The organism is Kitasatospora sp. NPDC047058 (genome assembly GCF_040643935.1).
Lineage (GTDB): Bacteria > Actinomycetota > Actinomycetes > Streptomycetales > Streptomycetaceae > Kitasatospora.
The window spans coordinates 1-14,762 of the sequence record NZ_JBEYVJ010000176.1 but is presented as its reverse complement, the minus strand read 5'-3'; the positions used below and the strand labels follow the sequence as shown (position 1 = coordinate 14,762).

Annotated in this window: 12 protein-coding genes and 1 tRNA gene; 2 read left to right on the top strand and 11 right to left on the bottom strand. The window is 72.1% G+C overall.

All coding sequences use genetic code 11. The annotated features are described in order from the left end of the window. Positions 1–42 precede the first annotated feature (42 nt). The gene (locus ABZ885_RS23995; RefSeq protein ID WP_360192167.1) at positions 43–723 is read left to right on the top strand and encodes a hypothetical protein; all 681 of its coding nucleotides are present in this window, start codon (positions 43–45) and stop codon (positions 721–723) included. A gap of 24 nt (positions 724–747) precedes the next feature. Here ABZ885_RS23995 and ABZ885_RS23990 read toward each other — a convergent pair whose 3' ends face one another. From ABZ885_RS23990 to ABZ885_RS23940, 11 genes are all read right to left on the bottom strand, one after another. Continuing rightward, a complete protein-coding gene (locus ABZ885_RS23990) occupies positions 748–1,779 on the bottom strand; it encodes a hypothetical protein (RefSeq protein WP_360192164.1) in 1,032 nt (343 codons plus the stop codon). A gap of 95 nt (positions 1,780–1,874) precedes the next feature. After that, complete coding sequence (locus ABZ885_RS23985) at positions 1,875–3,539, bottom strand: UvrD-helicase domain-containing protein (RefSeq protein ID WP_360192161.1); 1,665 nt, start codon at positions 3,537–3,539, stop codon at positions 1,875–1,877. Continuing rightward, entirely contained in the window at positions 3,536–5,434 is a 1,899-nt protein-coding gene (locus tag ABZ885_RS23980; RefSeq protein WP_360192158.1) for a hypothetical protein, read from the bottom strand. The genes ABZ885_RS23985 and ABZ885_RS23980 overlap by 4 nt, the downstream gene beginning before the upstream one ends. Positions 5,435–5,538: 104 nt before the next feature. After that, the gene (locus ABZ885_RS23975) at positions 5,539–6,708 is read right to left on the bottom strand and encodes a hypothetical protein (RefSeq protein WP_360192156.1); all 1,170 of its coding nucleotides are present in this window, start codon (positions 6,706–6,708) and stop codon (positions 5,539–5,541) included. 490 nt (positions 6,709–7,198) lie between these two features. Then, positions 7,199–7,272: transfer RNA gene (locus tag ABZ885_RS23970), tRNA-Pro, on the bottom strand. A gap of 133 nt (positions 7,273–7,405) precedes the next feature. Further along, positions 7,406–8,602: an MFS transporter gene (locus ABZ885_RS23965; protein WP_360192169.1), complete on the bottom strand. Its 1,197-nt coding sequence runs from the start codon at positions 8,600–8,602 to the stop codon at positions 7,406–7,408. A 255-nt stretch (positions 8,603–8,857) separates the two neighbouring features. After that, entirely contained in the window at positions 8,858–9,595 is a 738-nt protein-coding gene (locus ABZ885_RS23960) for a DUF1684 domain-containing protein (RefSeq protein WP_360192153.1), read from the bottom strand. A 210-nt stretch (positions 9,596–9,805) separates the two neighbouring features. Continuing rightward, a complete protein-coding gene (locus ABZ885_RS23955; RefSeq protein ID WP_360192150.1) occupies positions 9,806–10,666 on the bottom strand; it encodes an acyl-CoA thioesterase II in 861 nt (286 codons plus the stop codon). A 230-nt stretch (positions 10,667–10,896) separates the two neighbouring features. After that, a complete protein-coding gene (locus ABZ885_RS23950; RefSeq protein ID WP_360192148.1) occupies positions 10,897–11,601 on the bottom strand; it encodes an alpha-ketoglutarate-dependent dioxygenase AlkB in 705 nt (234 codons plus the stop codon). Between the two features lie 174 nt (positions 11,602–11,775). After that, positions 11,776–12,204: a transglycosylase family protein gene (locus ABZ885_RS23945; protein WP_360192145.1), complete on the bottom strand. Its 429-nt coding sequence runs from the start codon at positions 12,202–12,204 to the stop codon at positions 11,776–11,778. A 207-nt stretch (positions 12,205–12,411) separates the two neighbouring features. Next, positions 12,412–13,164, bottom strand: a complete 753-nt coding sequence (locus ABZ885_RS23940) for a transglycosylase family protein (protein ID WP_360192143.1) — start codon at positions 13,162–13,164, stop codon at positions 12,412–12,414. A gap of 618 nt (positions 13,165–13,782) precedes the next feature. Here ABZ885_RS23940 and ABZ885_RS23935 point away from each other — a divergent pair. Beyond that, a complete protein-coding gene (locus ABZ885_RS23935; RefSeq protein WP_360192140.1) occupies positions 13,783–14,646 on the top strand; it encodes a hypothetical protein in 864 nt (287 codons plus the stop codon). Positions 14,647–14,762: the final 116 nt, after the last annotated feature.

Here is a 14,762-nt window from a genome sequence, read left to right as displayed (position 1 = left end):
ACCGATCCCCCCCCATATCCTGAGCCCCCCTCCCCCCTCCGCATGCTGTTCGTCGTCCGAGAAGTGGTGTGGGGGGTTGAACACCCCGTTGGTCCCACCCCCCCGAGGGCCGTTCCACACATAGGCTCCCCGAAGCCACGTCACGCCGCCAACACCCCGGAGCTGACCTTGAACCACGAGAGCGCGCCGTTCCAGAAGGTCCTCGGACAGACGCTCACCGAGCTGGCCCGCCGCGGCGTCACGCTAGGGCCCAACGGAGTAGCGGACGCCATCGAGCAGCAGGCAACCGCCATCGCGGCAGCGCTCGGCATCAGGAAGCGCGAAGCGTTGACCCATATCGACCCCGCCGCACTCGCCGAAGCCGTCGCCTCCGTGGCCCGACAGCGCGAACACGACGGCCTCGTTGCGGGTGAGGGGCCGTTTCCGCCCGTGGACAACCCCGAACTCGCGATGATCCTCGCCGGCGTGCCGGACGCTCTCGTGGAGAGTGGAGGCGATCTCTACTCCGTCATCCTCAACGTCGCGGTCAACGCCTGGATGGCCGGCCACGTGCACGGCGAAGACGGCTGCAGCGGCTGCGGCTTCCGCGGCGACACCGGCCACGACTGGCAGGCCCGCATGGCCACCCTCAGCGCGGCGGCCCCGGACATCACGAAGTGGTTCGACCGGGACGTCTGGACGAAGGCCCTGGAGAAAAGCGGCTACACAGTCACGCGCAGCTGAACCCCTCGGCACCGCAGCGGCTGGTCACAGGTACACAACGACCAGGCCGTCGGCGTGCTCGGCCAGCTCCGCCGAGACGCCGTCGGCCGGGTTCTGCAGCGCCGCCTGGACGTAGCTGGGGAGGCCGGTGCGCAGGCCACGCAGCGCGTGCTCGAAGAACGGGCGGCCGAAGTGGCCTCGCGTGCCGGGCAGCGCGCCGAAGACTCGTCCGCTGGCTTCCAGGTCAGTGTGGACGTCGGGCAGGACTGCCGTCTCGTACGTGGCGGAGGCAGCCTTGGCGAGTTTGTCGGTCATGAACCGGGCTACCTTCCGTGCTCCGGCTTGCCCGGGGGTCAGCAACTCGCGCAGGCCGTTCATCTCCGGGCCCAGCTGCATCTGGTAGTAGAGGGCGAGGGCGGGATCGTCGCTGATGAGACCCGGCTCGGTGAGCCTGCTGAGCGGCTCCGCGTGGTGGAAGACGTCCTCGATCGAGTCGAAGCCGCCGAGGAAGGGCAGCTTGGCCGGCGAGGCCGTCGCACGGAGCCTTGCGTTCTCGACCGCACGCTGCGCGATGAGCGCGGGCAGGATGGTCACACCGGCTCCCCGGCGCTCGTGGCACGGCACACCCTGATGCCGCAGAGAGCACCGCATGCCGCTGCGGTAGACGGCATCGCCGGCATAGAAGGTGTAAGCGGCCATCACCTCGAAGAAATCGGCAGCAGCGAGGAGTCGGTCCATCTGCAGGCCGGTCCGACCCTCGTGGTGGAAGCCGATCTTCCACCCTCGGCCCTTGGGGCGGATGACCTTGGCCTGGACGAGGCAGCCGAACGCCTCCCCGGTCCGGTCCACCCACCACCAGAGGTAGTCACCCCCGACCCAGCTCTCCTGCTTCTTCGCGAACTTCACGTAGGCGACCTCGGGCGGCAGACGGCTGCAGAAATGGGTGGTGACGTACTCCTCTTCGAACATCACCCCCTGGGCGAGCTGAAGGCTCATCTCGTCCTCGGCAGCGGCGATGGCCCGCAGGAACGCCCGGTGCGCGGGCGGCTGGTAGTTGGCGGGCTGTTCAGCGCTCACGGATACCTCCGAGGACAAGGGCCGACCATTCTGTCACCCCCGCGGTGCGGTCGGCGGCCACCATCCGACGAGCGCCGCGCCGGCAGGCTCGGCTGTTATCGAAGGGCGGCCACCAATGGCCTCCAGAGCGGGTGGACCAGGTCGGGCACGACGAGGTGCGCGGTCTTCCTCGCCCGGGTCATCACGACGTACAGCAACTTGGAGCCGGTGGGGAAGGGCTCGTGTTCGGGCCCGTGGTACTCATCGCTGCCGAGCAACAGGATCGTGGTGTCGGCCTCACGGCCCTTGGTCTGGTGGAGGTTCATGACCTGGATGGGAGCACGCCGGCCTGTGACCGTGCCGACCAAGGCGTCGTCACGGGCGCGCAGCATCTCCTGCTCGACGGCTTCGATGCCAGTTCCATCGGCCAACTTGGCTAGAGCGGAGCGGGTTTGGCGGGCGGCCTGGAGCCAGGTCTCCTGGCCGCGGGAGGCCCCGACCGTGCTGTAGGCGTTCGTGATCACCTCGGCGAGGCGTGCGGTGTCGGGAAGCTCGCCGTCTCCGGCGGCGTCCTGCAGGTCCTGGGCCAGTCGCATCAGTGCGTTCTGCAGGACGGTGTTGGTCGACGGGTCGAGCATCTGGCTGGCGAGCGGGACTCTAAACTTGTTGCCCTTGCGCTCGGTGGCCTGGACGTAGATTGCGAGCGCGCGAAGGACGTTGGAGTCCGGGAGGTTCAGGGCGAACTTGAGCAGGGCCAGCTGGGCGGCGAGGGCTTCGCCGTATGCCTCGGTGAGGCCGACGAGTTCGTGGGTCATGCCCTCGACGCGGAGCGCGTCGGAGAGGCTGAACGTGGCCTGGTTGGTGTGGGTGAAGATCGCGACCGTGTGGCCGTCCTTCCGGGCTGCGCGTACGAGGTCGATGACCTCGGTGTGTCCGTTGCCGGTGGTGTAGTCGGTGACCGAGATTCTTCCGGCGTCGGCGGCGGTGCGGATCGCGGGGTGCGCGAAGTTCCGCCGCAGGGCAGCTTCAGCGGCGGCCGGCAGAGTGCCGCTGGGGTCGCGGTAGCTGAGCGGCGGCAGCGGGATCTTCTCGGCACCGGGCAGGGCCATGGCGTTGGCGATCCGGGCGTCGGCGTCGATCTTCTTGAGCCCGGCGTAGATGCATTGGTTGGCGTCGCCAAGGAGGATTCGGCGGGCGGCCGGTGCGATGTGCTGGAGGAACTGCCACTCCTGGTCGCTGGTGTCCTGGAACTCGTCGCAGATCACGAGCCCGTACCGGCCGCTGTAGTGGTCCCGGACCTTGTCCAGCGCCAGCAACCGATTCGCGGCCGGGAGCAGATCGTCGTAGGTGAGGCCGGTGGCGGACGTAGAGGCTTCGAAGAGGCGCTGTGCCTCGCTCAGCACCGTCTGGGGCGCGGGGTAGCCGTGGTGCTGGCCGAAGCTGGTGATGATGCGCCAGGCGAAGCCGTGGAAGGTCGCCACCTCCAGGCGCGGCGCCATCGGGCCGATCACCCCGGCGGAGCGGTCCAGGATCTGTGCGACCGCGGTACGGGAGAAGGAGAGGAAGAGGACCCGCTCGGGGGCAGGCAGTCTCGTCCGCCGCGCGGACCGCTGAGCGGCCTGCCGCCGGAGTACGAGCTTCTCGTCCGCTGCGTCGAGGTGGCGGCGGGCTGCGGCAACGGCCGTGGTGGTCTTACCCGTTCCCGCTCCACCGAGGACCACGCGCACCGGAGCGGTGTTGTCGATGACGTCCTGTTGCGCCCCTTGCGCTTCGTAGGTCACGCCTTGTCCCCTGCCGGCCGGGGAACGTCCGGCAGGTCGATCATGGCGGGGCCGCTGTAGGCGGGGTCCGCCCCGCAGGCGATGGCGTCCAGGAGAGCCTCCAGGAGCGGCGGATGGACCACAGGCTGGTCGTCGTCGGCTTCCTCGTCCGGGCCGGCTGGTGCCGGTTGCAGCTCCTGGTAGAGGGCGTCCAGGAACGGCTCGTGAAGGCCCTTCCTGTGGAGGCGCTCGCAGAGCTTCGTGACGCTCGCCTCGGTCGCCCCACCGGCCAGGGGGTCGGTCTCGCCGAAGGCCGTGAGGACCGAACTGGCGGCGGTCAGCTGGGGGAATCCGACGCCGGCCGTCATCGCGCGTTCGATGGCGGTCCTCTCCGGCAGCCTGATCACCGCGTCGCATGCCTGCTGCACCTTGGCCACCTGGGCGTCGGTCTGCGGACCCGGCTTGTCCCGGTCGATCACCCCGACGACGCGGAAGCCGAGCTGCTTGGCGAGTTCGGCGATCCGGGGAACCTGGTCGATGCCGCCGTCTCCACCCGTTCCCGCCGCGACGAGGCGGACACCGAACGCCGAAAGGGGCAGCTTGGCCGGCGGGTACCGGCGGTTGGCGAATGCGAGCACCGCGACGTCGTGCGGGCCTTCGGTGACCGCGACGGCCAGCGCGGTAATGGCGGGGAGCAGTTGCGTGTGGAGCTGGCGGTGGGCGACCAGCTCCTTGCGGTCGCTGACCTGCGGAAGCTGGTGATGGGTCCGGGCGCCGTTGTGGCGCACGAGCCGGACGACCTCGGTGGGCTCGAACGCGCGTGCCACGTCGGGCCGGCGGGTGGACAGCCAGGTCTGGCCGGAGCGGCTGCGGATGAGCGAGGCGAGGTGCTCGGCGGTTGCCGCGTCGAGCTGGTCGCCGAAGTCGTCGGCGAGCACGATCGCGCCGGGGACGTTCGCGAGGAGCATGGCTTCGGCCATGGAGAGAATTGCGGTGACGGTGCTGCCGTGGTTGGCCAGCGCCAGCGGCCCGGCGGTGTCCAGCCGAAGCGAGGCCCGGAGGGTGCGCAGGAGAGCCGCGACCGAGCCGTCCTCCGCGAGGAAGCCGACGTCCGTGGCGGTGACCGGGGTGTCGCCGAGGCGGGTGCCGGTGCCGCCGACCGCCAGCACGGCGTCGACCGCTTCGGTGATGGCGGGGTCTGCGGACAGGGCGGCCACCGCGTCGCCGACCGCGTCGCGGAGGACCTCGAAGGCTGCGGTGGCAGCCTTGGCGTCGCGCTCCTCGATGTACCGCCGCAGACTTCCGCCGGCACGCAGCTGGAGCGGCACGCTGGCGTTGAGGGTGATGACCGGGAGTTCGCGGCGCACGGCGGCTGGCACCCGGATGTACTGTCCGGTCTCCGGGTTGCTGCGGTCCGGGTAGTAGACCGCGCTCTCCCACGTCTCGGCCTCGGTGTCGTAGCTGAGCCGGTAGGCGATGCGGACGCACTGGGGCGCGGTCGGGTCGGCCTCGTCGCTCTCGACTGCGGCTCCGGAAGGGTCCAGCGGCTGGAGGTGGCCGTCGACCAGCTGCTCGACGGCCGGGTCGAGGTCGGTCAGCGTGACCTCGACCTCCGCGAAGTCGGCCCGGACGAATGGCTCGGTCTCGCCAGGAGCCCCGCCGCAGCCGCTGTCGTCCCCGAGCGCCGGCTCGTCGTCCTCCGGGGCGTCCGCCTGTGCGGCGGCTGGCGGCTCCTGGTGGAGGTCGGAGAGGCGGGGGCTCTGCGCGGCGTCCGGATCGAGCACGCGGGCCAGCGCCTCGACGATGTCACTTCGGCCGGCGCGGGGAATCCCCGCCAGCACGACGTGGTCACGCGGACGCAGGTCGAGAGACTTCCAGCCCCGGAAGTTCGAGATCAGCAGACGGGTAACTCGCACCGCCCCATCATCGCGGATAACAGCCCGCTCTGGCACCGCATTTACCGCATGAGGGATCAGAACGGACGTTCGGGATCGATCGACCCGATACGGGCCGTCCAGGCTCAGCCGAGAGCCTCCTCGGCGATCCGGCCCCAGCTGGGGCGCGGTTCACCGACCGGGTGCACGAGCGTCAGCAGGCGGCCTTCGAGGAACAGGTCGAGCCGGTGGCCCTGCTCAGTCTCCAGGCGGCGGCGCTGGGCCCGGAGGTCCACGGGAACGTGCTCGCCGAGTACGCCGACGAGCACCTCGTAGCGTGCGGGGCCGACGGCGTCCGCCCTGAGCCAGGTCCCGCGCACCGGCACGCCGCCGAGCTCGCCCAGCGGGCCCTCCTCCCGGCCGAAAGCCCGGTCCATGGCCGCGTCGACCACCTCCTGGACACTGCCGCCAGCCACCTCGTCATCGGTCATCCCGTCGGGGACGTCGAGCTTCCTCATGAGGAGGGGCCGGTCCAGGTAGTCCTCCGGCTGCGTCTCCACCCGCCGACGGGGGTCGGGCCTCGGGACGCGGAAGCGCCAGGGCTGCTGGCTGCCGGGCCTCTCGATCCATCCGGTCTTCAGGCCGGCCGTGGCCGGGGATTCCTCGGGCAGGAAGATGTCGACGTAGACGCCGCCGGTGCCGAGCCAGACCCAGCTCATGAAGTAGTCGTGCCCGCTGTGGTCCGCGGACCATGCGGCGAGCTTCTCCAGGCGCGTGCGCTGGTCCGCGGTGCCCTTGACGGCCGGGAGCATCTGCTTGGCGTCCCTGCGCCGGCCGCGGGCCTCCCCGGCGAGCGGGCCGGCGGCGAGGTCGTAGAGCAGGTCCGGGCGGACGCCGGTCTTCGCGTAGGCGCCCAGGAGCTTGTCGGGAAGGACGTCGAAGCTGGCGAGCCCGTCGGTAGCGGACTTCCAGTCGAACAGGGTCTCGCTGGCGGCCGTCATGACGCCGAGCCCGGTGCACTCGCTGACGAAGCGCCGGATGTGTCCGGAGCTGGAGTCGAGTGCGCCGCAGTCGACCCCGAGCGGCCCCGTTCCGGTGTCCCCGCTCAGGTAGCTGAGCAGCAGGCCGATCTCGTGGTTGCGCACGCGCTGGTCGACCGTGCGGCGCAGGTCGCAGGCAAGCGCGTTGATGTTGGCCAGCGCGGCCAGCGACACCGGGAGCGGCCCCTGGCCGACCTCCGTTGCCTGGACCGCCTCCGCCCCGGCGGGCCCCTTCTCGACCGTGAAGCGCCAGACCCTGGCGTGCACCGTGCTCATGGGCGAAGCCTACGGGTGCCCTGCGACAGCCCGGCCCGACCGCCTGCCTGTAGAGAGTGCACAACGGCCGCGACGGCGTCCCGGCGGGACGGAACTCGGCTGAGGTGCATATGTTCCGGGCTGGGAAAAGGCGGCCGTGCGGCTCCTGATGCCGAGTCGGCTGCCTCCGCGGCCCGAGAGGGAATCCGCTTCCCGCGTCCTCTCGGCGCATCGCAGCGCGGGCGGGCGGAATCACCACAGGAGTTTGGCGGGAAGGGTGTCCACGGGGCTTTCCCTGCGGCTATTCTGGCCGGGAGGGGACGGGTGGGTCTTCGGCCGGCTGGTCCCCGGGGGCAGCTCCTCGAGCTCCGCCCGGGTGGCGCTGGTCCCCAGCTGGTCCCCAGCAAGATCGTTTAGGGGTGCTCGCGGATGACTCGTTTCACTGACGGACCGTCACGCAAAAGGCCGCTGACCTGGGATTTCTCCCGGCCAACGGCCCATCCGACTTGCGTCGGGACGACAGGATTTGAACCTGCGACCCCTTGACCCCCAGTCAAGTGCGCTACCAAGCTGCGCCACGTCCCGTGGTCTCGGCGCCTTCGGCTTGGCCTTGCGGCTTCGCTTCGGGCTTCTCGACCTTGTCCCCGGTGTCCCGGCGACGTGGAAAACAATACAGCACGTCGGGGGGTGCTCGCTGCCAGGTTTCGTCGGGGCGGGGTCAGGGGGTGGGGTGGCGGGCGTCGTAGCGGAGGAAGGCGGGGCGGCGGGCGGCGAGGAGGAGGATGGCGGCGACGCAGGCGAGGCCGCCGCTGACGACGGAGGTGGCGGGGCCGGCGAGGGAGGCGACGGCACCGGACTCGAAGTCGCCGAGGCGGGGGCCGCCGGCGACGATCACGATGAAGATGCCCTGGAGGCGGCCGCGCATCTCGTCGGGGGCCGCGACCTGCATCATCGTGTTGCGGAAGATCATGCTGACGGTGTCGGCGCAGCCGGCGACGGCGAGCAGGAGGAGGCCGAGCCAGAGGTTGCGGACGAGGCCGAAGGCGGCGATGGCGAGGCCCCAGGCGGCGACGGAGGCGAGGACGGCGGCGCCGTGGCGGTTGACCCGGGAGACCCAGCCGGAGAAGAGGGCGCCGATCAGGGCGCCGACGGCGGGGGCGGAGACCAGCAGGCCGACGGTGCGGGCGTCGCCGGTGTAGAAGGTGACGGCGATGGCCGGGAAGAGGGCGCGCGGCATGCCGAAGATCATCGCGGCGAGGTCGGCGAGGAAGCTGGTGCGCAGGTTGGGCTGCTCGCGCAGGAAGCGCAGGCCGTCGAGGACGGAGGCGCGGCCCTTGCGTTCGCCGAGCGGGAGCATGGCGGGCAGGCGCCACATCGCGTAGAGGGTGGCGGTGAAGGCGACGGTGTCGACCAGGTAGGCGGCCTGGGCCCCGTAGGCGCCGATCAGGACGCCGCCGAGCATGGGGCCGACGGTGAGGCCGAGGTTCATGCTGACGGTATTCAGGGCGTTGGCGGCGGGGAGCTGGTGGCTCGGGACGAGGCGCGGGATCATCGCCGAGCGGGCTGGCGAGCTGAGGGCGAAGAAGGCGGCCTGGACGGCCACGGCGGCGTAGAGGACGGCGACCAGGCCGAGTCCGGCGAGCGCTTGGGCGGCGAGGACGGCGGAGACGGCGGCGAGGCCGGCCGAGCCGATCAGTCCGAGGCGGCGGCGGTCCACGGTGTCGGCGACGGCGCCGCCGTAGAGGCCGAAGGCGACCAGCGGGAAGAGGGAGAAGAGCCCGACCAGGCCGGTGGCGAAGCTGGAGCCGGTGAGGTCGTAGACCTGGACGGCGACGGCGACGGCCGTCATCTGCTGGCCGATCGAGGAGACGGCCTGGCCGAACCAGACCCGCCGGTAGTCGGGGTTGTCGCGCAGCGGGCTGAGGTCGGCGAAGGCCCCGCGCGTGGCCCGGCGGTACCACGGCGACGCGGCGGGCGAGGGCGAGGGGGAGGACGCAGGAGCGGCGGAGTCGGCGGAGTCGGCGGGCTCACTTGTGGACGGAGCGGCCCCGGTCGCCGAATTGGCAGGATGATTGGTCGACACAGTCCTCCATCCTCGCCCCGCCCGCCGGCCGGGCCGTCACCGGGTAAGGGTCCGCGCTCCCGTCGCCACCGCCGCCGCACAGCCGCGCTACCGGGTGAGCACCTGCTTCTCCCCCGCCTCGACCGCGAAGTCCAGCCGGTTGCCCGGCGGCGGGAAGGGGCAGATGAAGTGGTCCGCGAAGGCGCACGGCGGCAGGTAGGCCCGGTTGAAGTCGAGCACCGTGTGACCGTCCGCGTCGGGGGCGGGCAGGGTGATGAAGCGGAAGCGGTAGGTGTCCGTCCCGCTGGTCGCGTCGGCGATGACACCGCTGAGGCGGCCGTTGTCCGCGCGGCTGACGGTCAGGGTGCGGTGCTCGCCGGCGACGGTGAAGGAGACCTCGCCGGAGACCGCCAGCGGGCGCTCCTTGCCGTCCGCGTTGGGGACGACGACCGCCTGGCCGTCCCCGGCCCCGAACGGGGTGAAGACCGCCGGGACGGCCCACTCCGGCGAGTAGGGGTACGCGGCGATGCCGGCGAATGCGGCCCGGCGCGGTGCGGCCGGGTCGAAGACCCGCAGGGCCAGCTCGCCCTCGCGCTCGATCGGGACGAGGCGCAGCTCGCCCAGCGAGGCGGTGTCGGCGGCCGGGTCGCTGTCCGGGCGGAGCAGTGCCTCACCGTCGACGGGCGACGGCGCGCCGGTGACCGTGATCCCGTCGGCGGCCGCCGCCCGGACCCGGACGCCCTCCGCGTCGGCCCACCAGCGGCCGGGCAGGCCGGGGATCGCGGTGGGCTCGGGCTCCAGCCAGTGCGTGCCGGTGAGCGCCAGCTGGCCGTGTACCGTGCTCACCGCCGCCGCCCGGCCGTCGCTCCAGTGTTTCCATTCCTCCGCGGCTGTCGCCGTCATCGGCATGCCCTCCCGTTCCGGTCCGAGGCCCGAGGGCCGTGCTTCCGCGGCCCGAAGGCCGCCCGTGTGAGGCCCGAAGGCCGCGCCTTGAGGCCCGAAGGCCGTCCTGGTCCGTCACCACCTCAACACCGGCCACCGGGGTGGATCATCCCGTCACCCCTTCAGCGGCCGGAAGAGCCCCTCCTGCACCACCGACACCACCAGCTGCCCGCTGCGGTCGTAGATCTGCCCGCGCGCGAGGCCACGGGCGCCGTGCGCGATCGGGGACTCCTGCTGGTAGAGCAGCCAGTCGTCGGTCCGGAACGGCCGGTGGAACCACATCGCGTGGTCCAGCGAGGCCATGTCGAAGTGACGGGTGCCCCAAAGCGGCTCGACGGGGGCGCGGACGGCGTCCAGCAGGGTCATGTCGCTCGCGTAGGTGAGCGCGCAGACGTGGATCAGCGGGTCGTCGGGCAGGGCGCCGTTGGTGCGCAGCCAGACGCCGCTGCGGGCCTCGACGCCGGCCAGCTCCTCCTTGCTCCACCGCAGCCGGTCGACGTACCGGATGTCGAAGGGCTGCCGGCGGCTGATGAACGGGGGCAGCTCGCCGAGCCGGGAGCCGACCTCCTCCAGGGCGCTGGGCAGGTCCTCGGGCGGGGCGACGTCCGGCATCGGGTACTGGTGCTCGATGCCGCCCTCCTCGGGGAGGTGGAAGTCGGCGGTGAGCGCGAAGATCGACCGGCCACCCTGGATGGCGAGCACCCGTCTGGTGGTGAAGGTCCGGCCGTCACGGATCCGGTCGACCTGGTAGACGATCGGCACACCCGGCACCCCGGGGCGCAGGAAGTAGGCGTGCAGCGAGTGGACCGGGCGCTCGCCGTCCACTGTGCGCCCCGCCGCGACCAGCGCCTGACCGGCGACCTGACCGCCGAACGTCCGCTGCAGCGCCTCCTCGGGGCTGCGCCCGCGGAAGATGTTCAGTTCGATCTGCTCAAGGTCCAGCAGTGCGACGAGTTCGTCGACGGGGGTACCCATGCGTGCGCTTCCTCTCCGGACGGCCGGCCCGGACGGAGGTCTCCCGTCCAGCAGTCGGCGTCCGTTCTGTCGAATTCTCCCGCCCCATCGAATTCTCCGGCGACCCCTGGCATTCCCCACATCCGGGGTGACCCCGCCGATTCACCCGAACGAGGCCCCAAAACGTCCCACCGAACCGGACCGAACCCCGAACGGCACAGCGCCCTGCGGACCCGCGGCCTGTACGCGCGCTACGGTCGCTCCGAATCCGGCAGACCCGACCGGCGGATCGTGATGTTCAGCCGCCCGGTCAGCCCGAGTGCCGGGTCCGCCGTACCGGGCAGCGTGCGCACCACGCCGTGGTACGCGAACCGGGCCGGGCCGCCGAACACCAGCAGGTCGCCGCTGCGCAGCTCCAGGTCCGTCCACGGGCGGGTGCGGGTCTCGGTGTTGCCGAGCCGGAAGACGCAGGTGTCGCCGAGCGACAGCGAGACGACCGGCGCGTCGGTCCGCTCGTCGCGGTCCTGGTGCAGACCCATCTTGGCGCCGTGCGGGTAGTGGTTGACGATCGCGATGTCCGGCTCGTACCCGGCCGCGCCCGCGATGTCACCGGCCGCCCCGCCGTACGCGTCGACGACGGCCCGGCGGGCCAGTCGGCCGAGCTCCGCGGGGAACGGCTTGACCGGCGCGCCGTCCTCGGCGGTCCGCGCGTACCCGTACGGGTACCAGTGCCACCCGAGGCTCACCATCCGTACGGACATCAGACCGCCGGTCGGCATCCGGACGGTGTGCATCCCGGCCGGTGGACGGGCCCACTCCCGGCAGGCGGCCACCAGGCGCAGCTGGGCGGCGGCGTCGAGCCAACCGGGGACGAGGACCGCCCCGGGCGCCGGCTCCGACCGCTCGCGGAACCCGCCCTCGCCCGTGCCCCCACCGAACAGCTCGCCCTGGATCACGCCACCATCCTCGCGCAGCCCGCCGACAGGCGGCACAGGATCCGTGGGACGGCGCCGGCCCGGCCGAGCGACCGACCGCCCAGCCCACGCGTCACTCGGCCCACGAGCCGCTCAGCCGACATACCGACGAGCCCACGATCCGACATACCGGCGAGCCGACGAGCCGACAACCGCTCAGTCGATCATCCCGATCTCCCGCGCGCAGGCCGGCCAGGCCTCCCACCCCTGCATCCGGAGGATCTCCTCGGCCACGGTGGTCTGCTGCCGCCGGCTCGCGCGGTCCGGCCGGGTGGCGAACCGCAGGCCGCCGGCCTCCTCCCAGGTGGGCGGCCAGATCTGCAGCCCACCGAAGTAGCCGTTCCCGGTGTCGGCCCGCCAGTCGCCGCCGCTCTCGCACTCGGCGAGGTCGTCCCAGACCTCGTCCGCGACGACCGTGGCGGTCATGGCGGCCGTGGCGGCCCTGGCCTGAGCGCCCGACAGCAGCCCGGCGGTTAGCAGCAGCACGCCGAGGGCGACGGCGACGGCAGTGAACGCGGCACCAAGCCCGGCACCGAGCCCGGCACCGAGCGCAGCGGTGAACCCCGCCCGACCGCCGGTCGGCACGAAGGATTCACGGCTGATCCTACGAATGGCGAGAAGGCACAGCAGCCGACCCTAGGCGCGCGTCCCCCGCGCCCGCCCCGACACGCCGGACACGCCGAAGGCCGCTCCCCCACACAGCGGAGAACCCGCGCAGTGGGGAAGCGGCCGGCCGGACGACGCGTCCGGATCGGGCAGACACAGGCCGGACCGGCCTGGAGTCGAGCCGGATCAGACGGTCAGGGTCTGGCCCGGGAAGATCAGGTCGGGGTTGCCGCCGATGACCTTGGTGTTGTTGTTGTACAGGGCGTGCCAGTCGGTGCCCTTGGCAGCGGCGATCTTGCTCAGGGTGTCGCCGGCCTTGACGGTGTAGGTGCCACCGGCCACCGACTTGGCGTCGTTCGAGGTCGCGGCGTCGCCGGACTTCCGGGACTTGGCGGCGTCGGAGGACTTCGGCGCGACCGCGGGCTTCGGGGCCTCGGCGGCCTTCGGGGCCGGCGCGGCCTTCGGCGCGGCGGTGGCGGCCGGGGCGGCCGGCTTGGCGGCGGTGGCCGAACCGGCGGAGGTGTCGACCGCGGCCGGGGCGCCGCCCTTGGTCAGGCCGGCCTTGACGGAGCAGACGGGCCAGGCGCCCGGGCCCTGCGAGGCGAGGACCTTCTCGGCGATGGTGATCTGCTGCGCCTTGGTGGCCAGGTTGGCCTGGGGGGCGTAGGCGGTGCCGCCGAAGGCGGCCCAGGTGCTGGAGGTGAACTGCAGACCGCCGTAGAAACCGTTGCCGGTGTTGATGGCCCAGTTGCCGCCGCTCTCGCACTGGGCGACAGCGTCCCAGGTGGAGACCGAGGCGGCGGAGGCCGAGGTGGCCGTGACGAGGCCGGCCACCGGCAGGGCCGCGACAGCGGCGCCCGCCACGACGGCCATCCGAACGCGGTTGCGCTTGGTGGCGGCGGTGGTGGTGGCAGCGGCGGACTCGTTACGGAAGGTCATGGGGTTCCTCTCGACAGCCCCGGGCGGGCATGCGGAACCAAGCCCTGGATGGGGATCGATTCGCTCGCCGCGTCCGTCGGGCGGCCGGGCACGTGTCGGACGTGCCGCGCCGCCCCGGCCACCCGCCTCACACCGGGGACCTGTTCGAGCGGTCGCATCGGCGGGCACGGCCGGCACCGGACGAACCGGCGGGCTGTGCGTCGGGGGTGAACCCGGGTGGTGCTCGTTGCACCGCCAATGAAGCTACGAGTCGGCCGCCGGGGATCCAAACATCGGACGGTCTGCCCAGCTCAGCCAAGCGTTACCCACGGTAACGACCTTGCAATCCTGTCCGATATGTCGGATTTAACCGTCATTTCCTAGATCAAACATCGGCGCGCCGTGATCCACCTCACGGCTTCATTTCGGCAGCTCCGCCCTCGACATCGACAGATTGCGATCCCGACGCCACGCACAGCGATCGAATCCGAGGCAATTCCCGTCAGCCCAGGGGCCCACCCGTGACCACTGCCACAGGGGTCCGTTGGTAGAGGCGGCCGGAAACGGTCCGCCCGCTACCGCCCGAACAGTCCCGCCACCCCCTGCCCGCGACTAACCCCGAGACCCCGAGGAGTCCCATTGCCGCGCATGCTCGATGTCAGCGACGAGGTCCGATCCGAGATCGGTGACGACGAGGCCGACCGCCTGCTCGGCGGCGCCCACGCACCGGACAGCTACGAGTGCACCTCCTGCCGCACCCCGGGCGACTCCCTCCAGGAGCCCACCAGCACGGTGCTGTTCGTCGGCGAGGAGACGGCGGTGCTCGCCTTCGCCCACGCCCGCTGCATCCCCTCCCAGGTGGTGCCGGTCGCCGAGGAGCAGCTGGTCGGCGCGGTGCGCAGCATCAGCCAGGCCCAGACCGACGCGCCGACGCCCACCGTCGCCCGGACCCCGGTCGTACCGGCCCCGGCCGCCGCACCGGCCGCCGACGCGGCCGGCACCCCGGTCCCGGGCCAGCCGACCGCGCCCGGCCAGGCCGCCATCCTCGGCATCACCTGCGGCTTGGTGCTGCACGGGGACACCGGCCACGCCTCGCTCGTCGTCGAGCCCACCGGGCCGGTCGGCCGCCCCGGGAACACCTCGGGCACCGACGAGTTCCTGGACCTGCTCCAGGACGCCGGCTTCCAGCCCGTCACCGACCTCAACAGGACGCCGGACCAGCTGCCCGGCTGGTCGGTGCTGGTGGCGATGGGCAAGCTGCACGCGATCCTCCAGCCTGCGGCGGCCGGTGGCAGCACCGGCTGGTGGCAGGCGCACCAGCCGCTCCAGGTCACCGACGCCTGGCGGTTCGCCGCCAACCAGCTGGCAGAGGTGACGATGTACGCCGTCCCGGCGGGCATGGTCGGCCGGCAGCCGCGCGAGGACCTGCTCCGCCAGGCGCTGGAGCGCGCCGTCGCCCTCGGCCAGGTCGTCGCCGCGTCCCTCCCGCTCGCCGGTACCTGAGCCGGCCCGGGCGGCCCCGGCGGCCGAGCGGCCCGAGGCGATGACGTTCTTCACGTACTGCTGGGTCAGCGTCGACGCGCCCTGGGCGGCGGTGCCGCTCTCCGCGTTCTTGCCGA

What these genes read in the sequence shown, in the direction of transcription:
- ABZ885_RS23940 (WP_360192143.1), bottom strand. Translation starts at nt 13,164, where the DNA reads ATGACCTTCCGTAACGAGTCCGCCGCTGCCACCACCACCGCCGCCACC.
- ABZ885_RS23995 (WP_360192167.1), top strand. Translation starts at nt 43, where the DNA reads ATGCTGTTCGTCGTCCGAGAAGTGGTGTGGGGGGTTGAACACCCCGTT.
- ABZ885_RS23955 (WP_360192150.1), bottom strand. Translation starts at nt 10,666, where the DNA reads ATGGGTACCCCCGTCGACGAACTCGTCGCACTGCTGGACCTTGAGCAG.
- ABZ885_RS23975 (WP_360192156.1), bottom strand. Translation starts at nt 6,708, where the DNA reads ATGAGCACGGTGCACGCCAGGGTCTGGCGCTTCACGGTCGAGAAGGGG.